Below are 19,746 nucleotides of genomic sequence, written 5' to 3' on the forward strand. Positions count from 1 at the left end.
CAGCTTAGCGATGAGAGATGCCTCCTGCTTCAGGAGGCTTAGCGGGGGAAAAATGAATATTTCTAATAATTATTTAAAAAGTATTACCAGCAGCCATCAGTTTTATTCAGTAAACGATACAAAAAATACGTCATCTGGCTCCATTGAATATGCAGATACCGGTATGAAAACTATTAAAAGTGGTGCGGCAGGGGCTTCTGCTACGGCACGTTTTCTTAACAAACCCATCCTGAGCGTAATGGCGGAGAAGAATAAATTAACGCATTTGCTTAAAACCGGGCAGGTTGCGGCATTCAGCGCAGAGCTGGGCGCGATTAAGGCGCGTGCGGCGCTGGTTGGCCGTGAAGTTGCTGCGCGCATGGACGTGCTGCGCAGCAGCAGCGAGCCTGAAATGGCCGCCTCCCTTCCGCTGCCGGCGGACCAGCGTACTCCTGCAGGTCCGGCTATTGATATGAGCGTGTTTTTACAAAACCTCGGCTTGTTAAGTCCGGACGTTCAATTAGATGGAGCGGAGCAGAATAATTCCCTGTTAGAGGGGTTAAAAAATGCGGCCGGCGGCGGCTCCGGGCCAACTTCCAGCTGGGATATTTGTGAGTCCGTTGCGGATGCCATTGGCGATATGGGCAGCGGCTATCTCGACGTTTTCCAGCAGGCGGTTGAGAAATATGCTGATTTTTATAGCGATTTCTCAGACTTTATGGCCAAGCTAAAAGATTATATGAAGGGTGATAAGGATGGTATCACAATACTTAATGCGACTAAATTTCTTGCTGCGCTCCAGGAGCTAATGGATAAATACCGCCCTTCTGCATATAATGATAACTCTGTGTTATATCCATCGAGTCATACCTATACTGCGACTAAAGAAGAGTGCGAGGCGTGGTGCAAGGAAATGGGTCTTGATCCGGATAAATGCATCTCTGCTGGATCGGGTGGGGGGTATTATGTCCATATTGATACCAGCCCACTACAAGAAATTTATGATTCAGTGACCGTGAATACAATATGGGGGGGAAGTGATCCGGGAAGCATCGGGGACTTTGCTATGTTATGCAATTCTGCTCAATGGGCAGCATGGCAGGCGGGTATGGATATGCAGAAGGACAAAATTCAAACCGGGATGCAAACCTTAACCCAGAAGTATTCCAATGCAAACTCTACCTTCGATAATTTAGTTAAGGTATTGAGCAGCACTATCTCATCCTTACAGGACTGCGATAAAGGTTTCTTAACTATTTAACAGGAGGTTAAAATGGGCGGCGGAATTTCTGGGGTTGGCAGCGTTAATTATACCTTTGCAAGGAAAAGCGAACCTGCTAATAAAACGGCTATCGGAGATAATCTTAGCGGGGTTAAAAATATCGATGATCTTCCTGGCCGCCTGAGTATTAAGCAGGCATCGGTCACTGATATCCTTTCATTTATCAGTTCTGACAAGATGCAGTGGCGCGAAAATTGCACCGTTAAGGTTGTCAATAATGATGAAACATCGGTTATAAATGCTGCCCCGCAGCGTGCGGAAGAAACAAATGCAGGCGAAGCCGCGAGCGTTTCGGCCGATGCTTCATTTAAACAAGGAATAAGCAAAGCGCTGCATGAGCTTCCATCCGACGAGGAGTTTATCTCTCAAAAGCAGCATGATGCTAAAGAAGACCTGATTTCCAGCCATAAAGAAGCAAATAATAAAACTGAAGAAAAGAAGTTTCAAAAATTCATCAGTATGATCACCCACTTCTCGGGGCAGGAGGAGCATCGGGCCGTCAGGTGCGTTAACGACTTTTTGATGATTCGCAAAGAGGTGAAGGACAGCCTGCAGCCGGAAGACAGCGCAAAGAGAAGTGAGCTTGATAAGCTGACCAGTAAATTTATATCTATCGTTTCTAAAAATGGCCTGGGAATTGATTCCCTTGCCGCCGGGTCGATGAAATCCAGCGAATCTAAGCTGAACGAATTTCGCAGCGTTTGCAATCGACTGGTTGGGTTGAGCCGAGCCGAAAACGGAAAATCTGATTTAACTTTTAATCACCAAATTTCCGATAAAATTGCTACTGCTATATTTAATTCCGGTTTATCCGCAGAGCAGCAAAAGCAGGTTCTGGATAAGAGCAGCGATCTGTTTCGCGCCTCTCAGGCTGAGCATAAGGATATGCATAGCAGCATTTCCGGCGCGCCGCTGTCACCTTTTGAACAGGTTCAGAACAGGCTTCATCATGAGTCGATTATTTTCGATCTGCTGAATCATCGCCTTGCGGAAATGGCTGATAATGCGCCAGCCGCAGATGGCAAAAAGCAGGATGGCCCGGTAGCCGGGCCCGGGGCATCTGCTCAGCCGGGCCAGACAATTTATAATGTCACTATCGATAATTCTATCCATGCCAATATCAATGGCGGTATGAACGCCAGCGAACCAGCTAAAGCCGATAATGACGTCAATTTTGATAAAACACCGGTAAATGACCATTTAACTCAAACTGATGGCGCTTCACCTCATCATAGCCAGCATGTTCAGACAGAGACTGAGCATAACGCTGCGACAGGCACTCAGGCGGGTGAGGGACTCAAACCACCGGTTACCGAAGAACCTTTCACCAGACAGTTTGCAAAGGTAAATACCGCCACAATTCCTTCAGTTCCGGCGCAAGAGCCAGGGGCGGAAGTTACACCTGACGATGAGACACAGCAGCCGCAGCCGGTTGTACAGCCAGCCGTGGAGCCCAGGGTAAATTCGGCGGTGAAAGACTCCTGGACGGAGCCTCAGGCAGCATCGCCAGCCCCTGCCCCATATTCTCAGCCATCAACAGCCGGGTCCGACGTTCAGGCGCAGCCGGTAAAAGCGGACAAGGCAACCTCCGCAGGAAGTGAACAGGCTATGGGCGTTAAGCCTGAGATGCACGCTGCTGGTCAGCAAACGGCGAAGGCGATAAAACACCCTACGGTTGATGCCAGCACCAGCTACTTCGGTAGCCCGGGTTCGTCCGGGGCGCGCTCAACGCCGTCGGATGCGGGGCGTAATAAAGCCAGCGGTAATTCCGGCGGGGGCGTCGGGCGCGGGGCGCAGACGGTTGGCTTATCCTCTCAGCCATCAACGGCCCGGCCCGACGTTCAGGCGCAGCCGGTAAAAGCGGACAAAGCAACCTTCGCAGGGAGTGAACAGGCTATGGGCGTTAAGCCTGAGATGCGCACTGCGGGTCAGCAAACGGCGAAGGCGGTAAAACACCCTACGGTTGATGCCAGCACCAGCTACTTCGGTAGCCCGGGTTCGTCCGGGGCGCGTTCAACGCCTTCGGATGCGGGGCGTAATAAAGCCAGCGATAATTCCGGAGTGGGCGTCGGGCGTGGGGCGCAGACGCCGGGAGTATCAGCTCAAGCGGCAACCAACGCAGGGCCGGCTGTTGCAGGTAATCGAGCCTTTGCTCAGGCAAATTCAACGTCCCAGAAAAATATATCCAAAGAGACAGTGCGTACTAGCATACGCACGGAAGCTGTCTCACGGTCTTCCACACTCTCGGCTACGGTAACGCAGCAGGCAACACGCGATGCCGGAGCATCGAATAAGCAGTCAGCTAAATATCCTCCGGTGGAGACGACAAATAGCTATTTTGGTAGCCCTGGCTCATCCGGTGCTCGTTCCGTACCGTCAGATTCTGCTCGCGAAAAAGGGAAAGCCGGTATTGGGCGAGAAACGCAAACAGTAGGTGTGGAGTCAGCGAAGGTTGCTGTTCAAACTCAGGGGGATATTCAGGGGCGGAAATCCGCTGTGGAACAACGGGCCGCCGATGATCGAGGGATGAAAGCGGGAGCCCAGACCCATATCGGGCAACATGCAATGATGCAGGCTTCACCTCTGATTAATTCCGCTCAGGTGCATGCAACGGTACAAAAGGCTACGGCGGAAACGGTGGTGGGCAACGTCCAGCGTAACGCTGTAAAGCCTGAGGCAGGTGCGCAAAGTGTGGCAGGGGCGAAGAATCAGCCGGCGAAAAAACATCCTCCGGTAAACATGAGCAGAAGTTATTTAGGTAGCCCTGGCTCGTCCGGTGCGCGTGCCGTTCCCTCCGATTTTGCTGGCGTGAATAATCCCGTGCGGGGCGGAGCAGCCGGTCGGGCAGCGCCAGATAAAAATGCCGCAATCCCAAAGCAGTCGGTTTATTTACAAAACACGGCTAAGGCAGCAAGCCAGCACGGTGCTGAGGCGAGAGCACATACAGCCCCTCAAAACCTCAATCATCAGCCAGCGAAAAAACATCCGCCGGTGGGAGCGACCAATGGTTATTTAGGCGGCCCGGGCTCTTCCGCCGCGCGTAGCGTGCCTTCCAGTTTTGCGCGTGATCGTAAGGTGTCGGAGCCAAAAGTGGCGGGTTCAGGAGCTAACAGTGAGAGTGCTGATGCTTCTTTTGCACGAGAGTCCCGCCAGTCGGTTAATTCGCAAAATGTCAGTAACACCGTAAGCCAGCTGCCTGCCACGGGTCATAAAATGGTTGGTGCTACGCAAGGACAAAGGGTTGTTGCACAGAATAATAGCGATCTAAAATTCCAAAAAGATGGCGTACAGGGCGGCCAGGCTAATAAAGGCCCACGTGCGCAGACTTACATGGATCGCCAAAATAAGGGCTATATTGGCAGTCGTGGTTCGGCTCAGGCTACGCCATTCTTTAACGGCCCGGCAAATAAAAAATAACTAAGGTAATTCCCCCTTCGGGGGGAATGAATAACGAGAATGATGACTCAGTATAATATTGTTAGCGCGGTTAACGAAATAGTCGCATCAACGCTGAACTGCTCTATTCACGGTGTACAACCAGAAAAACATCTCTGTTACGACTTACTGGCTGATTCATTGGCATTGCTCGATATATCTCTGGCGCTGGAAGATAAATTCAAAATTGAATATAAGGAGGAGTTTCTTGCTGAAACGGAATATGTTAAAGACCTGTATTCTATAGTCGGCAAAGCGCTGTCCACCAGCCAGCAGTTATCATGAGTAATGAATACTTATGGTTCTGGTAACGTAAGTTTTTATAAAAAGCAACGACACGTATTCCACGCGTAGAGTGGCTATTTCTGAAACGATAAAAATTAAAAAGTGTCAGTCTGAAAAATAAATTTCGGAGAGCTATTTATGATTTTTGCAATCTGATAGAGTACGACATCCTTAGCAGCGTTATACTCGATGAGGGTGAGCTTAAACACTTGCAATCTCTAAGATGTTATCCTGTTAAGAAAGTTTTTAACGCGGGTATTTGTTTTTCTCCCGTTCTTTATCTCTCATTTATCCGGTAATGTTATTTCTGCTGCAAATAATGATGGGAAAGTGATGCCAAAAAGAAGGTATTTTAGCCAGAATGTGGCCTCTTGTCGTTGTTTGTGATTGATAAGATATATCTTTTAAAGATACCTAACTGATTTTAATTTAATCTCAAATCTGCAATTGCTTTCCTTCTGTTATCTGCACAGGTTGCCTATCATTTTTTCATTGTAATTGAATCAGGATGTTCCGTACCGCTCAATGTATCCTGTCTCCAGGGTTGATGGATTATTGTATTCATCCTTGATTACAAGGGCATGTGCTTCGTTATGTTAGAAGAAAGAGAAAACGGTGGACCCGGGAAACACCTGGTCGTTCGCCTGTTAAATGGAATGTTACGCGGATGTGAGTTTACCCTTGTATCGGGAAAAACACTCTTCATCATTAGTGATGAACAGGCTATTCGTCAGCAGCATCATGGAACGCTTTTACCGGAAAATACTATTTATATTCCGGCAAAAGAGAATGGTTCAAATTTTGAAGTTCTGGTGCCAGAGGATGACGGCGAGCCGGTTATCTTGAGAGAGATTCAGGATGATGCTACGCCGGAAAGCGTTTTTCCGGCTAACCAGATTGTGGCCGTCGGAGGGCAAAAGCTAGCCTGGCGAGAGGCGGACGGCAGTTTTTCAGATGAAATTCTATTCTATTCGAACGATAAACTTAACGAAGCCAAAAAAAACACCGTCGAACCTCTGAGTAGAGCCCCCAAAAAGCAGTGGTGGAAAGCTCTGGTTGCTCTGGGAATTGTGGGGTGCATCTCTTTCGCCGGGTACACATGGCTGACTGAAACACAGCGGCAGATAACCTCCGTGGCTGATTTTTTGAATAAGTCGTCAGATAGCTATCAGATTGTGTACGGCAATGACAAAATTATTTACGTGCTTGCAGACGATGATAAATCGGCTCAATGGGCGATTCAATCCATGGTCCGTATTCCACAGCCTTATCGCACAAAGGTGCTGACCTTAGGGGCCGAAGAGCAACGGCTCGGCAAGTGGATTGAGAGTAACTGGCCTCAGGTGAAATTTCATCGAATAAGACTTGCAGATGTTAAACATCCGGTGCTTGAAATAAGCGCTGAGCGCACCAGATTAAGCGATGTGGAAAGAGATAGATTTATTGCCGCATTGATCAAAAATGTTGCTTATGCCAACAGCATCGCCATTTCTGAGATTTCTGATAAAAAAATAAAATCACTCGCTGCTGACGGCCTGAAAAAAATGGCTCTGTCGTTTACCGAAATCAATAACGGAAATAGCGTAACTTTTGTTATTCGGGGAGCCATTGAAGATGGCGAACTGGAAAGATTGAAAGAGTTTATTACTCGCTACTATCAGGCTTGGGGGGGAGAGTACGTGCAATTCGCCCTCGAGCTGAAAAATGACTGGCTGAAAGGCAAGTCGTATAAGTATGGAACACAGGGATATGTGAAACTATCACCTGGCCATTGGTATTTCCCGAGAAGCTTACATAAGGAGTTATAACATGAGTTCGCCAGTAGATAGCCCAAGGGCAACGGCCTACGTCTGGGACGGTTTTTTGTCCCATACATCCCACACGTTTGACGAGGGTGTAACCGAATTAAATACTGAGTTAGGAGATACTTTAAAAAAGTTAACTGAGGATCCATCCAACCCACAGCTGTTGGCTGAATATCAGTCTCGCCTTTCGGAATATACGCTTTACCGAAATGCACAATCTAACGTTGTGAAGGTTTATAAGGACGTTGCTTCCGCAATTATTACTAACTTCCGCTAATGGATTATTAAGAGAAAGACTATGAGTATAGCTTTGAATTCTATTCAGGCATTCACCGGTCAGGCATCGGATATTACAATGTCTGATCCTACGTCACTGTCGCTGGAGGAGCGTATGATTCAGGCATACGCAAAAACATCTACGACGGTTCAGGCTGAACAAGCTGACGTTATTAATAAGCTTCAGCAGGCAAGAGTCACCTCCGATCCGGCTGAGTTATTCCGGCTACAGCAAAGAACCTCTGATTATAATTTGCACGTTTCAATGATCAGTACCCTGACCCGTAAAGGCGTCAGTGCTGTAGAGACTTTACTGCGTTCCTGATGATGAAAAAATTATATCTTGTTCTGCCGTTAATGATTCTGCTGCTTACGGGTTGTAAGCAGGAACAGCTGCTGAAAGGCCTTGATCAAAGCCAGGCGAACGAGGTTATTGCGCTGTTGCAGCGCAATAACATTTCGGCTGACAAAAAAGATTCTGCAAAAGAAGGGTTTAGCGTTTCTGTTGATCCGAAGGACTTTGCCGCAGCCGTTGATCTCATGTCGACATATGGCTTGCCTCGGGCGCCAAAGATGGAGATCGCGCAGATGTTCCCAGCCGACTCTCTGGTCTCTTCCCCGCGTGCCGAAAAAGCGCGTTTATATTCTGGAATAGAGCAACGTCTTGCTCAGTCATTGCTTTCAATTCGTGGCGTTGTCTCCGCTCGGGTGCATGTCAGCTACGATTTTGATGCCGGTGAGGGGGAGCGAAACAAAAAGCCAGTTCATTTGTCATCGTTGCTTAACTATGACGAGCGCATTGTGGATCCGTCGCTTCTGATTGGTGATGTGAAAAGGTTTTTAAAGAACAGCTTTGATAATATTGATTACGATAATATCTCCGTTGTGCTTTCTAAAACTGATGACGTACAGCGAGTTCCACCCGTTGTAGCACCTGATAAATCATTCTCGGTAACGTCGTTGTTGCTGATCGTAGGTCTGTTATTTGCCAGCGCTCTTCTTTTCATCTTGTTCTTCAAAAAAAATGGCCATTCTCTGAAAGAGACAATGCGGCGGCGCCCGATTTTTCATAAAAATGAACGAAGCGGCGGAGGTGCCATAACAGGTGACGATGTGCCGGATAAATCGGATTTAGAGCCTGAAAAGGGTCATTCAGATGCGGAACCGGGTGCTGATTTCAAAGGCTCTAATGATGCACGCTGATGTAAAATATATTATCTACGATCCTATTTCATGGATCCATCCAAAGCGTTTTTTACTCCCCAAAAAGCTGGCTACAGCAAGATGTCGCAGCATTATCAACGATATTATTTTGCATCAGTATGGGCTTTCAACGGGAGATATCGATTTATCGAATAGCAAAGAAAATTATCTCGCCCACCACTGGGCGGTACTGGCTAAAGCTGCTTTTATGGCAGCCTGCCACAGGTATCGTTCCGCTCTTGCTTATAATGGCTTAATGTTCAAACTTGATCCCCTGACTTTTCAATTCACGCAGTGCGAATTAACAGGCTCAAGGGATGATTTTAGAGGAGATATTACCTGGGAGTGTTTGAGTTTCCTTGCATATCGGGAATTAATGACCTTTAGTTCTGATGTTTCATTACTAATGAAAGAACGCATTCCTCTTTTATTTCAAAAACAGGCTGAGGTGAATATGTCGGATGGTTTTATTTTGCAGCGGAATGACAATGAAATATTGGTAAGGATGGCCATTCAATATGCCAAAAGAAATCACTAACATAGCACCTCATAAAGCACTCGAAAACGTGCTCATCCCTTCCAAAACGTTGAAGAAAATCAGGGAGGGCGATGGGCTGCTCTGGCAGGCGAAAACCAGGGCTAAACAGCTTATTAAGCAGGCCGCGCAGGAAAGCGATAATATTCAAAAAGAAGCTTATCGTGTCGGTTATGAACGTGGATTGTTGATGTCTATCGATTCTGTTTGCCAATTTATTGATAATAATTCGAGTTACGCCCATGAGCTTTATCTTAAGGTTCAGAAGGATATTAAAATTTTATTGTCAGACATCCTTGATGAGGAAGCCGTTATTCTCAACGTGCTGGAGCAATGGGTTGATGAACTTGATAAAGATGATAAAAATTCTCCAGTCTGTATTCTAATGCCCTATGCGAATCGCCGATTCCGAACGGGCCTGTCTCGTGTGGTGGAAGGTAAGCATGCCGGTTCGGTGGTTTTTGAATATCACCACGAGCCGCGTTTTGTTTTTAAATATAAAGAACGGCTTGCCGAATTTTTCCCAGAGGAATTTATCTATTCTAGCGTCGAGACATTAACCGGAGGAATAGATTTTTATCCAGACCATCAAAAAATATCTGAGCAGGCCATACAGCATCTCCATGAACAACTTTCCCTTCGTTATCCGCAATGTGATGAAGCAATGCGTGATACTCAACATCATGAGGAGTAATACCATGAATATAGATAGCTCTGCATTCACCGCCCGTCAATCGAATGAGCTGAATGCGCATGAAAAGATAAAGACGCTTGATGAAATGGCCTCTAAAGAAGCGAGTCCGCCTAATTTCGGCTTTACTATTATGTATGAAGAATGGAAGCAAAATATCCTGTTATCAAATGGAATCAAAGATGATGAAAATGCCGACTGGTAAGCTTTTGGCTTTACTATTGTTGCCTGTCCCGGTGCTTATCTCCGGGTGTCAGTCTCCGGGTAAATCTCTTTCAGGAAAGGGAGCGGCAGACCTCCAGCAGGTGCAATGTGAAAGTGATATGAGGTTTATTGCGGCTGACTTGCCCGCTCAACTCTACCAAAGAATGAATAATTGTATTAAATCGCGGGAGTGGGGCGATGCAACCTTTCTCTATGCCCTGGCAGGAAGTAAAACCTGGTATGATGCGAGGCGGGTGGACAGTCAATATGCGCATGCGCGGCACAGCAGGTTACTCAAAGAAAGTATCGATTCACTTAGCGGCCAACAAAAAAAGGCATTTTGGGATAATGTGCAGCTAAAAATGAACGATGGCCAAAAAAGAGATGAACTATGTCAAAGGGTAAAGGAGGCCGGAACGCCTGAATACCGGCCTGACTACATGTTTATTGATCCTTTCAATGCCGCCGATTTTAATTTTTCCAATAGGGTCAGCTGGGAGCAGGCGGTCAATCGCTATCTGGAGTGTTAACTTACTGTTTTAAATCAAACTGCCTGATTTCAGGCAAAATGCCATAATGCCTGGCGCCATTACAGCAGTGATGTTGCGCCATCGCGGTATTCCAACCCAATCCATCACCTTCCTCCCTCCGCTATTCTACCAGCAGTATTGCCTGTTAATTATTTCTACAGCAATCACTCTGACAATTATTGTCCCGTTGCCATAATTAGTTATTCTCAACGTCTCTTTATGAGCGTATTATTTAATACTGTAAGATTAACATTTAATTCAAAGGTATTATAAATAAATTGCATTACCTCGCCTCAGCATTTTATGCTGATAAAAGCGGATAGCTAATCGCTTCTTACAATATTATGCTCTAAACTGATTGCCGTTAATGCGCAAAATTTAGCCTGAAAAATATTATTAATTCATTAATCCCCTTTGTTTTCAAATGCTTGTTGTTTGTTTTGAACGTTGCTCCGGCTAACTTGACGGACATTTTTTTTGATGAAAAACTAGGCCTCGTTTAACAGCATCCCTGGTAGTTTTTTGGAAAATGATTATGCCCGGCGTTATTGGCATCTTTGCCATGTTTGTCTCCCGGATTTATATATTTAATCGATTGAGCTTTCTCAATGTTTTAAAATGATGTTTGTAACTTATTAAGTGATCTAACCTCATTTGTTTTTGTAAAGGGAATTACATATTATGAATGTCATCTACTACAAATTTGAGAGTTTTTGTTTCAGGCAGGGGCGATTGATCTGCGATCACAAGGGTGAAGTCGAGCTGGCCCCTAAAGAAAGCGCGGTTCTTCATCTGCTGCTGGAGCGAGCCAATAGCATGATCTCCAAAGAGGAGATTATTAGTAAAGTCTGGAAGGGCGGAATTGTTTCTGATGAGTCTCTTACCCGCTGCATTTATGTTCTTCGCAGAGTACTCGGGCAAACGGATAAAAAGCGTTTTATTAAGACCATTTACGGAAAAGGCTATCGACTGCTTTCATCCGTTAAGATGTTCACCGATTCAGAAAGTCAAAAGACCGGATCGTTAGAACCCAGCACGACGTTCAGTGGCGCTGAATTAACCGAAAACTGTAGTCTTGCGCTATTCCCATTTGATATGAAAAACAAAATAGCTTCGGCATTTTTGCAAGATCAATTAGTTGAGTGGCTTCAGCGTATAAAGATAAATAATGATATTCCAATCGAGATTGTTTCATCCTCAATCACTCGGGCATTCCAGGATTATAGTGATTTCTTGCTGGCAATCGAAAAGTCAAAAGCTGATTATTACATTACCGGATCCGAAATTAGCCATAACGGGCAGTCCATTATTCGGGTTGAACTAGTACGTTCGAAGGATCACTCCGTGCTTTATCGCGAAGGCATGCGGCTCCACAATGACAATCACTATAACTATCGTGCTCTGTGCCGTGTCATTTCTTCCTTACTCTCTAATATTTCAAAGGATATTGCCGAGTATATACGCGCTGAAATTGCCGACTCGTCGATCGCTCCGGTGTTCTGTCACAATCAATGCAACTCCACGTCGGAACTTCGGTGCGAGTTTGTATCTTATTGCCATAAACACGGGAAAACTGCTGCGGAAGTTGAATCGGAAAAGCATTTAGGGGAGTTCTCTGCTTTGCCGATCTGCGATCTTCTTCACTAGGCTGCGCTTAGCTCTTTCCCTGCGCAGTTAACGGCACCTGCAAGAATCCTTACTCGAGAACCAGTCAAAATGTGGACACAAAAAAGCCCGCACAACTTGCGTCATGCGGGCTTTCAGGACTTCATATCAGGCTCTGGTGACCATCAACAAAGAATTTTGGTGGGCTGGGGGAGTCTGAATATTCTACTCAATGATATGTTTTTATTGAATTTTTACTAATTCAACTTTCGGTTGTATACCTAAGCGTATACCAATGCTTTCAGCCTACTGATTTTTACACCTCCGTTCCATATCTGATTATCCTCAAAAAATTCTTTTTTTCCGTATAACTGTTCACTCTGTTCACCTCATGATTTTTCTGTTTAGTATCATAAATATAAGTGGTGATGAGATGGTGAAGAGTGAACAATCGATTCTTCACCCAGGCAAGGGGCTGGCCGTTCTGTTTGCCGCAGGCTGTGGGAGGGGGTGATGCCGGGAGGGGGTAAAAAAGTTTTTTCTGGTTTTATTGTTCACTCTGTTCACCCTGCGTTTTTTCACTTTATTTTCATTGTGTTAGCGGGTGAATATACGGTGAAGGGTGAACAGTGGAATGTTCACCTTCGGTGTCGCCAGATACAAAAAGACCGGCGAATGCCGGTCTGTGTAGGTTATGTCGCTTCGGGCTCGTCGCACTTCGGCAGCCACTCGCCGTTGCTTTCCTCTTTCAGTGTCAGGTTGGTTTGTGTGCCCTGCTTCGTGTGCCGCTTCTCGTAGTTCAGCCCGTATTCCTTCAGCATCACCGGCAGCCCGAGTCCGAACATTTTCAGGCTCAGCACGTTCCGGTAGCCGTTGGCCTCCATATACACCAGATAGGCATGATAGAGGTAATTCCGGGGCTGGCGCGGGACGATATTCGCATTGCCCATAAACATCCCGTTGGTCTGCGGCAGGGCTTCAAGGTAGCCGCAAAAATCAAAGGTCGGGTCAGCGTCGCGTTTAATGCTGAGCGCCTCGTCGGAGTTCTGCTGTGACTGGAGCAGCGCGCGGGCACTCATCGGGTCGCTGAACCGCTGCATTAACTGGCGCACAATCACGGCCAGCTCACAGGCAATTTTGTCGCGGAGCTGCGGGTCGCGCTCCTCCGGGGCAATCTGCTCCGGGAAGTGGATAATCACCCGGCGACGCGACACGCCGCCGCTGCGGTCGTTGAAGCGCATCGGGTTGTTGTTCACGGCCAGAATCACCGCCGGAATATGCGTTGAGTAGGGATTCTGGTATTTCGGATCAACCGAGACTGCATCCCCGCCGGTGATGGCTTTGAGCCCGGCACCGTCCCCACTCCATTTCTCCTGGTCAGGCAGACGGATAAGCGAGAAGCCAATGAGGGAAGCACGTTTGCGGGGGTCTTCCAGCGTATCGATATCAGCGGAGGTGGCGTTATCTTCCCCGGCGAGCAGGGTCGCGATTTCGGCCAGAATACTTTTCCCGCTGCCGCCCGGCCCGGTCACCTCGAGAAAGAGCTGCCAGTCGTAGCGGTTCGCCAGCACCATAAACAGCGCCGCCAGAATCACATCGCGTTTGGCCGGATTATTGCTGGCCGCCCGGTCGAGCCAGCGCCAGAAATTCGGGGCGTGGGTCTCCAGCGTCTCTCCTTCCACCGGCGGGGTAAAGTCCACCTCACACAGGGTACGCAGCCAGTGCGCTTTATTGTGCGGGCTGAACGTCCCGGTACCGGTATCCAGCACACCATTGCGGAAACCAATCAGACGCCGTGCCGGGGCGTCCTGCCGGGGGATAATCAGTTTCAGGGTCTCCACCACCGAGGCTATTTTCCCCGACGAGAACGGGGCGCGCAGACGCTGAAAGAGCGCGGCCACGTCGCGGGAGAAGTCTGCCGGGGAGATAACCTTCCAGGCTCCGGCCTCATAACGGGACAGGAGCTGGCCGTTCGGGTCAACCGCCAGCGCTTCGCCGTAATGCTCATGCACCCGCATCGCCTTTTCACTGGTACTCATGGCGGTATATTCAGCCTCGCTCATGGTATCGAACGGGCTGGCGACCGGCGGTTTCAGGGCATCCCTCAGCGCCTGACGGGTTACCACTTCCCCCTGCTGTACATGCGCGTCATTCCAGTCACCAAAGACCGGTGGCAGGGCGACCAGTCCCTCGCAGGCTGTCGCGGCGGCGCTGGCTTTCGTCTGGCCGTCGCCGTTGAGGTCGCGGTCAGCGGCCAGCACAATCTGGCAGGCCGGGTATTTCTTCCGGGCAAGGCTCGCCAGAGAAAGGAGGTTCACGGAGGACAGCGCCACCCACACCGTTTCCCCGGTGAGGTGATGCACGGTCAGCGCCGTGGCATAGCCCTCGGCAATCCACAGCCGTTTTCCGGCCTGTTTCTGCCCTTCGAGGGTATGACATGCCCCTTTCACCTGGCCGCCTTTCAGGGTTCGTTTGAGCCCCTCCGCGTTAATAAACTGGAGGTTTACCAGCGCCCCGCTGTCATCGTGCAGCGGCACCACCATATCCCCGGCGCGATAGCTCACGCCGCCGGTCTTGTGGCCGGTCGTCAGCGTCAGGCATTCCCGGTCGGGGAAGCCCTTGCGGGTCAGGTAGGCGTTGCCGGTGGCCGGGCGGGTTTTCTCCGTCAGTTTCGCGGCCAGCTCAGCCGCCGCTTTGCGGCTGGCATCGGTTTCGGCCTCCGCTGCGGCAATGACCGCCGGGGCAACCGGCGACAGGCTGCCGGTCACGGCATTGACCTGTTTCGCGGCCTCTCCGGCGCTCAGACCTAAGACCTTCTCAACCAGTTTCAGCCCGTCACCCGCGCCACACTGGTTACAGAACCACGTCCCGCGCCCTTCTTTATCGTCAAAGCGGAAGCGGTCAGCCCCGCCGCAGACCGGGCAGGCCTGATGCCGGTTTTTAATGACCTTCACCCCCAGCGCCGGGAGAATGTGCGGCCAGTGGCCGCAGGCCTGTTTTACGGTTTCCGTTACGTTCATTTTCATTCCTGTTCTCTCCCTCAGTGCAGAACCGGCGGCGTGATATGCCGGGCGCAAAGTTCATCCATCACAGCCAGCCCGAGGAAGGACAGCGCCGGGGCAGCTTTCAGGGCGCCGGCCTCCATCAAATCTTCCAGCAGAGCGCAGGCAATCAGGCGGCCTTTCTCCTCGCCGTGCTGGCGCAGGTAGAATCCCTCCAGCTCGGCGGCGATGGCGCTCTCCAGCGCCTCAAGGGTGAGGTGCGGATACCGCTGCTGGCGCTCGCACACCGTCAGCCAGGCACAGGCCACGGCGCGGCGATACAGGGCGGCACGCAGGACGGGGGTTAAGGTCTTTTTCATACGCTTGCCTCCCCGGTAAGCCAACGCTGATTGCAGCGCTCGACCACGCCGTCGAGCTGGGCGGTCATGAGGTAAATCACGGAGGTGAGCTGTAAGCGCTGTTCCGGGGCATGTTTCAGCGTGGTGCAGTCCTGATCCTGTGCCATCTCTGTGACGAGCTGGCCGACGTTACGCAGGTGCTCCAGGCATTCGAGGTCTTTCAGGGTGAGGGTCGGCTTTTTCATGCGAGCACCTCCGCCACCGGCAGACGACCGGCAAACGAGAGGATGTAGTCGCGAACGAGGGAAAGACGGGCGGCACGCTCATCCCCGGCGACGGTGCGGAGCATACAGACACGGCGTTTACGGTCGGCGCGGCGAACGGCAGCGAAAACAAAGACGAATTGCGGGTGTGACAGGGTGAGGGTTGTAGCCATGATGGCAGCCTCCAATAAGTAGCGGTTATTGCTACCACCGGAAACGCCAATTTCACTGGTGGTAGCCCGAACGGGGTTGGCGTAACCGGCCTTATTGGAAACCGGCCAGCCCGAAGGCTGCCCCGCCCGGACTACCATTATCTTGAAAGAACCACGGTGTAAGAATAAACACCACAGCCCGGAAAATGGGTGTGTCTGAGCCACGACGTAAAAAAAGACGCAAGGCGCGTCTAAGGTCGCCAATAAGTTGCACGGAACGCCAATTCCGGCTGCCGATTTTGCGACAGCGGGAAAACTGTACCAGGAAACACACAACGGAAGCAAGCCAGAAAAAGGGGCTTTTTGCAGAACGGGGAGCTTCATGCGTCGCAGCCCCGGTTACGGGCGGCGATACGGTCGGCCATCCAGGCGGTGATTTCGGAGTGCGCCCAGGCCACATTTTTCCCGCCGAGGGAAATCTGCTGAGGGAAAGCGTTCCGGCTGATGAGGTCATAGACCGTGGAGCGGGACAGGCCGCACAGGTGAAGCACTTCGGGCAGGCGTAAAAAACGCTCCCGGGTGATATCAGAAACCGGCATCAGCGGTGCCGCAGGGGCAGAAGACGGAGAAGAAAAAGCGGTGTGCATCGGGCTACCTCATAAAGTCCATACAGCGCCGGGCGTGTCCGTCCGGCTTCAGGTAGCTCCTTATTATGTATATATTTTTCCTCAGGTCATGTTTGATTTTCGCAAAAACAAACATTGACTTTTCACCGATAGGTCAAATGGCAAACAGTGGCAAATGTTTGCAATTCCCTGCAATTCAATGCAATCAAACCTATTCCTTTTATTTATTAATAATCTGATATTAATAATCAAAAAATCTAATTGTACTGATAACAATAAAATTTGCCGGTGAACAGTGGTGAACAGACGGTGAACAGTCAGACCCTCAACTGTTCACCCTTTAACTTACTGTATTACTTATCTTTTTCTTTATGGTGAACAGTGGTGAAGAGTTATATATAAAAAAACAAACAGAAACAGGGGTTTCCTGAGACCTTTCTCTGGCCAGCCTGATTTTTAAGGTCTGTTTGTGCCACCGGTGCCACAACCGCAATGCATCGAGTTGTTGTCTGGTGAGCGGCAGAATGGCGTCAGGTTGAAAACACAGAGAGAGCCCGACGATGAAAGCAGACATGTTTAGCGCAGTAATGAAAACCCTTGGCAGTACCCAGGATGAGACCACCCGCGCGGTTATCAATGCCGCACTGGAAACCGTGAATGAACCGGCCAGACAGAAAGCTGAGACCGACCTCAATAATGCGATGACAGCCTTCAGCCAGGCAAAAGCCGTGCACGCGGACAATATGCTGAAACTGGAGGAGGCAACACAGGCGATTACCCGCAACGAGCAGGAAATCGAGAGCGCGAAGAAGGAGTGTGAACAGGCTGAAAAAAGCTGGCGCAGCCGCTTCCGGGAGGTGCTGGGGGCGATGACCCCGGAAATGAAAGCCGAGCGCTACCAGCAGGTCGCCGACCGTGAGATAGCAAATGACCTTATTGCGCTGAAAACTGAGATGGTGGCGGGTCTCAGGGAAGAAAAAGCGCAGGCCGAGGCCGCTTCCCGCGAGTCCGGCATGGCATGTATCAATACCCACCGTGACGCCCTGGTCGTGTATGCACAGCATGAGTGGTCAGCCGCCATCCAGAATATCTCTCCGGCTCTGGTGCGGGCATTCAGGCTCCGCCTGCGCGCCATGCAGATTAAAGGGGAAAAACAGCCCCATGCCACCCTGATGGCTGAGCTGGGCGGCACGGTATTCGCTCAGAGTGAGTTCTACGCATGGGATATGAATCAGGAGCCGGTTATCTCGCAGCTTGGCCTCAATCGCCCTGAACTTCCCGGCGTCGATATGAGTAAATACCAGACAGCCGCCCAGCAAAATGCGTCCTGGCACCAGCGCAGACTGGCTGATGAGGTCGCCCTGAAGGAAAAAGCGCAGGCAGCGGCGAGGGCAAGAGCATGATGCGCTGCCCGTTCTGCAAAAAGGCCGCCCATGTGCGCACCAGTCGTTACCTGTCGGATAACGTCAAACAGAGCTATCTCCAGTGCGTCAATGTGTTCTGTTCGGCCACGTTCCGCACCATTGAATCCATTGACGAGGTGATACGCCCCCCGGCAGAGACCGCCCCGCCAGAGCCTGCTCCGGCGGCCACTGTGCCACCCCGTCGCGTGCTGGACTGCGCCCGCTCGTCACTGCGCCACTGATTCAGGAGAACAGCTATGAACCGTACACCACTGGAGCAGGCTTTTGAGGTCTGCCAGAAAAGCAAAACCGCCTGGCTAAATGCCAAATCCGGGCTGGCACAGGCAGAGATGATACTCCGGGAACGGGAGCTCACCGGACGCCCCCCGGAGCCGGAAGAAATACAGGCGCTGCGCGATGCCGCCGACCTGAAAAAGCGGGAGGTCAGCCAGTCTGCCGGGTGTTACATCCGCGACCATGAGGCGGTACAGCGAATCAGCATCCGTCGCCAGCTCCATGCCTTTATGCAGGAGAACGGCACGGCGCTGGCCGTTGCCCTGGCACCTGAGCTGATGCATCTCAGCGAACTGCCGGAAAGAGTCAGGGAATGTGCCCTCGACCGCGCAGCCGCCAGTATCCGCGAAGCCTTATCCGTTCATCTGGCAAGCGGGGTTAAGGTGGATTATGCGGAGGACGACCGGGATATCCTGACGGCCATCGGCTTCCGGCCTGACAGAGCATCCCGGACAGATAATCAGGCCAGACACTGAGCCCGATTTTCATGCAGTAACAGGCCACGCAGAACTGCAAAAAATCCGCATCCCCCGCCCAAAAAAATCCGCTTTTATTTAAAAAAATAACCATGCATGCATACGCTGCATGGTTTTGCATTTATTCCCCGTATTTTTTCATCCCCCGCCGCACCAGCGCTGGCGCGGCCTGAGCCTCCTCATGCACCTGCATTAAAACCGCCCCCTGAAGCGGGCAGGCGTGGCGGGGAGAGCATTGCGCGCTGAGCTGATGTATTATTTATTTTCTATGACCTTTTCAATTACAGCTCTTAACTCTGATATTGAAGGTCTGTTTTTCGGTGTATAGCTTGTACAAGCTGATATGACTTCATCCAGTAACTCTATTTTATCCAACATGCAGTAAGTAGATAACTTTGCCTCAGGACGGTCTAATCTAAGCTCCCCAGCAATGGGATACTTATTTCCGCTTAATAAGGCCCATAATGACTTTGCATAGCTGTATATGTCAGCATACATACCAGAATTTTCTTGAGAACTGCTTAACATTTCTGGTGCGTAGTAATGCAGGGAACCCATTTTGGCACCTTCTTTAGTGATTTTTTCTTTATTGGGGAAAGTGGCAATGCCAAAATCACCAAGAGACCACTTATGTTGATAGATAAGTATGTTATCTGGTTTTATATCTCGATGGTAAATGTCTTGGGTGTGAAGTATTTCAATTGTTTTACAGACATCCAGCATGCCTTTTAATATGGTTAGAGGTGTGGATGCGTGTTTTTCAAAATGTTTTTCCAAAGGGATGGCTTCTGGCATTGTAAACCAGGCAAAACCATCATCGTCCAAGTTGCTATAACTATTAATGATAGGGATTGTGTGAAGGTTCTTGTTCCTTATAGCTTTGATTCTATTTAATGTGGATATTTCATCATCAAAGCGTGATAATGCTATGCCTTTACTACGTTTAGCAATCTTCATTATATGCAGGTTGTTATTTGTTGTTCTTGTTTTCCATACTACTGCATTCCCACCTTTCCCAATCTGGCGAAGCAATAAATGTCCGGATATGGACGTTCCCTGTTGGATTCCCTGCTTATTAATATCATTAGGTAGACTCTCGAAAAAATCAATCATCATATTAAGGGATGGGGCTGAGATTTGTATTATCTTACATAGCTTAGATTTTGAACCCGCAAGGGATATCGCTAATTCAACTTCAGCAAGTGCACGAGTTCTTCCAACAAGAACTCCCCAATTTTGTATCTGAACATTCCTTGCCATTCCGGAGACCATTCCTCCGGGCTTGTAATGAGAGTTTATCTCATCTAAAGCTTGCAAGAATCCCCAATCTCTGTCTAAACGAAAAAAACTTGCCATATATAT

21 protein-coding genes are annotated in these 19,746 nt (G+C 49.5%); 15 read left to right on the plus strand and 6 right to left on the minus strand.

Features of this window, described 5'->3' with window-relative positions; translation table 11 throughout:
• Positions 1-52: 52 nt before the first annotated feature.
• The 12 genes from ACG1VR_RS04380 to ACG1VR_RS04435 all read left to right on the plus strand — a co-directional run bounded on the left by ACG1VR_RS04380 (position 53) and on the right by ACG1VR_RS04435 (position 11,872).
• Entirely contained in the window at positions 53-1,240 is a 1,188-nt protein-coding gene (locus ACG1VR_RS04380) for an IpaD/SipD/SspD family type III secretion system needle tip protein (protein ID WP_395490291.1), read from the plus strand.
• A gap of 12 nt (positions 1,241-1,252) precedes the next feature.
• Positions 1,253-4,678, plus strand: a complete 3,426-nt coding sequence (locus ACG1VR_RS04385) for a hypothetical protein (protein WP_395490292.1) — start codon at positions 1,253-1,255, stop codon at positions 4,676-4,678.
• A 39-nt stretch (positions 4,679-4,717) separates the two neighbouring features.
• Positions 4,718-4,981, plus strand: coding sequence for a phosphopantetheine-binding protein (locus tag ACG1VR_RS04390; protein ID WP_016537914.1), 264 nt, complete (start codon positions 4,718-4,720; stop codon positions 4,979-4,981).
• Positions 4,982-5,574: 593 nt separating this feature from the next.
• Entirely contained in the window at positions 5,575-6,789 is a 1,215-nt protein-coding gene (locus ACG1VR_RS04395; protein WP_395490293.1) for a PrgH/EprH family type III secretion apparatus protein, read from the plus strand.
• Between the two features lies 1 nt (position 6,790).
• Entirely contained in the window at positions 6,791-7,063 is a 273-nt protein-coding gene (locus ACG1VR_RS04400; RefSeq protein ID WP_395490294.1) for a type III secretion system needle complex protein, read from the plus strand.
• Positions 7,064-7,084: 21 nt separating this feature from the next.
• Positions 7,085-7,387, plus strand: a complete 303-nt coding sequence (gene sctI / locus ACG1VR_RS04405; protein WP_016537909.1) for a type III secretion system inner rod subunit SctI — start codon at positions 7,085-7,087, stop codon at positions 7,385-7,387.
• Positions 7,387-8,265: an EscJ/YscJ/HrcJ family type III secretion inner membrane ring protein gene (locus tag ACG1VR_RS04410; protein WP_395490295.1), complete on the plus strand. Its 879-nt coding sequence runs from the start codon at positions 7,387-7,389 to the stop codon at positions 8,263-8,265. The genes sctI and ACG1VR_RS04410 overlap by 1 nt, the downstream gene beginning before the upstream one ends.
• Positions 8,252-8,803, plus strand: coding sequence for a hypothetical protein (locus ACG1VR_RS04415; protein WP_395490296.1), 552 nt, complete (start codon positions 8,252-8,254; stop codon positions 8,801-8,803). The genes ACG1VR_RS04410 and ACG1VR_RS04415 overlap by 14 nt, the downstream gene beginning before the upstream one ends.
• Positions 8,784-9,494, plus strand: coding sequence for a hypothetical protein (locus tag ACG1VR_RS04420; protein WP_395490297.1), 711 nt, complete (start codon positions 8,784-8,786; stop codon positions 9,492-9,494). Before ACG1VR_RS04415 ends, ACG1VR_RS04420 begins: the two co-directional genes overlap by 20 nt.
• Before the next feature lie 4 nt (positions 9,495-9,498).
• Positions 9,499-9,696: a hypothetical protein gene (locus ACG1VR_RS04425; RefSeq protein ID WP_039898704.1), complete on the plus strand. Its 198-nt coding sequence runs from the start codon at positions 9,499-9,501 to the stop codon at positions 9,694-9,696.
• The gene (locus tag ACG1VR_RS04430) at positions 9,674-10,225 is read left to right on the plus strand and encodes a hypothetical protein (RefSeq protein WP_395490298.1); all 552 of its coding nucleotides are present in this window, start codon (positions 9,674-9,676) and stop codon (positions 10,223-10,225) included. The genes ACG1VR_RS04425 and ACG1VR_RS04430 overlap by 23 nt, the downstream gene beginning before the upstream one ends.
• A 681-nt stretch (positions 10,226-10,906) precedes the next feature.
• Positions 10,907-11,872, plus strand: coding sequence for a winged helix-turn-helix domain-containing protein (locus ACG1VR_RS04435; protein ID WP_395490299.1), 966 nt, complete (start codon positions 10,907-10,909; stop codon positions 11,870-11,872).
• A 650-nt stretch (positions 11,873-12,522) separates the two neighbouring features.
• Here ACG1VR_RS04435 and ACG1VR_RS04440 read toward each other — a convergent pair.
• The 5 genes from ACG1VR_RS04440 to ACG1VR_RS04460 are packed head-to-tail and all read right to left on the minus strand — an operon-like array spanning position 12,523 to position 16,232.
• Positions 12,523-14,856, minus strand: coding sequence for a primase-helicase zinc-binding domain-containing protein (locus tag ACG1VR_RS04440; RefSeq protein WP_395490300.1), 2,334 nt, complete (start codon positions 14,854-14,856; stop codon positions 12,523-12,525).
• 14 nt (positions 14,857-14,870) lie between these two features.
• Positions 14,871-15,191 (minus strand): DUF5375 domain-containing protein, encoded by a 321-nt coding sequence (locus ACG1VR_RS04445; protein ID WP_085540300.1) that lies wholly within the window; start codon positions 15,189-15,191, stop codon positions 14,871-14,873.
• The gene (locus tag ACG1VR_RS04450) at positions 15,188-15,415 is read right to left on the minus strand and encodes a hypothetical protein (protein ID WP_395490301.1); all 228 of its coding nucleotides are present in this window, start codon (positions 15,413-15,415) and stop codon (positions 15,188-15,190) included. The genes ACG1VR_RS04445 and ACG1VR_RS04450 overlap by 4 nt, the downstream gene beginning before the upstream one ends.
• A complete protein-coding gene (locus ACG1VR_RS04455) occupies positions 15,412-15,969 on the minus strand; it encodes a host cell division inhibitor Icd-like protein (protein WP_395490302.1) in 558 nt (185 codons plus the stop codon). The genes ACG1VR_RS04450 and ACG1VR_RS04455 overlap by 4 nt, the downstream gene beginning before the upstream one ends.
• Positions 15,966-16,232, minus strand: coding sequence for a helix-turn-helix transcriptional regulator (locus ACG1VR_RS04460; protein WP_395490303.1), 267 nt, complete (start codon positions 16,230-16,232; stop codon positions 15,966-15,968). The genes ACG1VR_RS04455 and ACG1VR_RS04460 overlap by 4 nt, the downstream gene beginning before the upstream one ends.
• A 539-nt stretch (positions 16,233-16,771) precedes the next feature.
• Here ACG1VR_RS04460 and ACG1VR_RS04465 point away from each other — a divergent pair.
• Genes ACG1VR_RS04465 through ACG1VR_RS04475 form a run of 3 tightly spaced genes read left to right on the plus strand, consistent with a single transcriptional unit; the run spans position 16,772 to position 18,384 of the window.
• Entirely contained in the window at positions 16,772-17,614 is an 843-nt protein-coding gene (locus ACG1VR_RS04465; RefSeq protein ID WP_395490304.1) for a capsid protein, read from the plus strand.
• Complete coding sequence (locus tag ACG1VR_RS04470; RefSeq protein ID WP_395490305.1) at positions 17,611-17,856, plus strand: ogr/Delta-like zinc finger family protein; 246 nt, start codon at positions 17,611-17,613, stop codon at positions 17,854-17,856. The genes ACG1VR_RS04465 and ACG1VR_RS04470 overlap by 4 nt, the downstream gene beginning before the upstream one ends.
• A 15-nt stretch (positions 17,857-17,871) precedes the next feature.
• Complete coding sequence (locus ACG1VR_RS04475; protein WP_395490306.1) at positions 17,872-18,384, plus strand: phage polarity suppression protein; 513 nt, start codon at positions 17,872-17,874, stop codon at positions 18,382-18,384.
• Between the two features lie 255 nt (positions 18,385-18,639).
• Here the strand turns inward: ACG1VR_RS04475 and ACG1VR_RS04480 are convergent, their stop codons facing one another.
• Positions 18,640-19,740: a protein kinase gene (locus ACG1VR_RS04480; RefSeq protein ID WP_395490307.1), complete on the minus strand. Its 1,101-nt coding sequence runs from the start codon at positions 19,738-19,740 to the stop codon at positions 18,640-18,642.
• Positions 19,741-19,746: the final 6 nt, after the last annotated feature.

Origin of the sequence: Cedecea davisae (assembly GCF_044095835.1) — a bacterium.
GTDB lineage: Bacteria > Pseudomonadota > Gammaproteobacteria > Enterobacterales > Enterobacteriaceae > Cedecea > Cedecea davisae.

Coding starts and splice junctions, on each gene's coding strand:
- ACG1VR_RS04380 (WP_395490291.1), top strand. CDS start 53: ATGAATATTTCTAATAATTATTTAAAAAGTATTACCAGCAGCCATCAG.
- ACG1VR_RS04385 (WP_395490292.1), top strand. CDS start 1,253: ATGGGCGGCGGAATTTCTGGGGTTGGCAGCGTTAATTATACCTTTGCA.
- ACG1VR_RS04390 (WP_016537914.1), top strand. CDS start 4,718: ATGATGACTCAGTATAATATTGTTAGCGCGGTTAACGAAATAGTCGCA.
- ACG1VR_RS04395 (WP_395490293.1), top strand. CDS start 5,575: ATGTTAGAAGAAAGAGAAAACGGTGGACCCGGGAAACACCTGGTCGTT.
- ACG1VR_RS04400 (WP_395490294.1), top strand. CDS start 6,791: ATGAGTTCGCCAGTAGATAGCCCAAGGGCAACGGCCTACGTCTGGGAC.
- sctI (WP_016537909.1), top strand. CDS start 7,085: ATGAGTATAGCTTTGAATTCTATTCAGGCATTCACCGGTCAGGCATCG.
- ACG1VR_RS04410 (WP_395490295.1), top strand. CDS start 7,387: ATGATGAAAAAATTATATCTTGTTCTGCCGTTAATGATTCTGCTGCTT.
- ACG1VR_RS04415 (WP_395490296.1), top strand. CDS start 8,252: ATGATGCACGCTGATGTAAAATATATTATCTACGATCCTATTTCATGG.
- ACG1VR_RS04420 (WP_395490297.1), top strand. CDS start 8,784: ATGCCAAAAGAAATCACTAACATAGCACCTCATAAAGCACTCGAAAAC.
- ACG1VR_RS04425 (WP_039898704.1), top strand. CDS start 9,499: ATGAATATAGATAGCTCTGCATTCACCGCCCGTCAATCGAATGAGCTG.
- ACG1VR_RS04430 (WP_395490298.1), top strand. CDS start 9,674: ATGATGAAAATGCCGACTGGTAAGCTTTTGGCTTTACTATTGTTGCCT.
- ACG1VR_RS04435 (WP_395490299.1), top strand. CDS start 10,907: ATGAATGTCATCTACTACAAATTTGAGAGTTTTTGTTTCAGGCAGGGG.
- ACG1VR_RS04440 (WP_395490300.1), bottom strand. CDS start 14,856: ATGAAAATGAACGTAACGGAAACCGTAAAACAGGCCTGCGGCCACTGG.
- ACG1VR_RS04445 (WP_085540300.1), bottom strand. CDS start 15,191: ATGAAAAAGACCTTAACCCCCGTCCTGCGTGCCGCCCTGTATCGCCGC.
- ACG1VR_RS04450 (WP_395490301.1), bottom strand. CDS start 15,415: ATGAAAAAGCCGACCCTCACCCTGAAAGACCTCGAATGCCTGGAGCAC.
- ACG1VR_RS04455 (WP_395490302.1), bottom strand. CDS start 15,969: ATGAAGCTCCCCGTTCTGCAAAAAGCCCCTTTTTCTGGCTTGCTTCCG.
- ACG1VR_RS04460 (WP_395490303.1), bottom strand. CDS start 16,232: ATGCACACCGCTTTTTCTTCTCCGTCTTCTGCCCCTGCGGCACCGCTG.
- ACG1VR_RS04465 (WP_395490304.1), top strand. CDS start 16,772: ATGAAAGCAGACATGTTTAGCGCAGTAATGAAAACCCTTGGCAGTACC.
- ACG1VR_RS04470 (WP_395490305.1), top strand. CDS start 17,611: ATGATGCGCTGCCCGTTCTGCAAAAAGGCCGCCCATGTGCGCACCAGT.
- ACG1VR_RS04475 (WP_395490306.1), top strand. CDS start 17,872: ATGAACCGTACACCACTGGAGCAGGCTTTTGAGGTCTGCCAGAAAAGC.
- ACG1VR_RS04480 (WP_395490307.1), bottom strand. CDS start 19,740: ATGGCAAGTTTTTTTCGTTTAGACAGAGATTGGGGATTCTTGCAAGCT.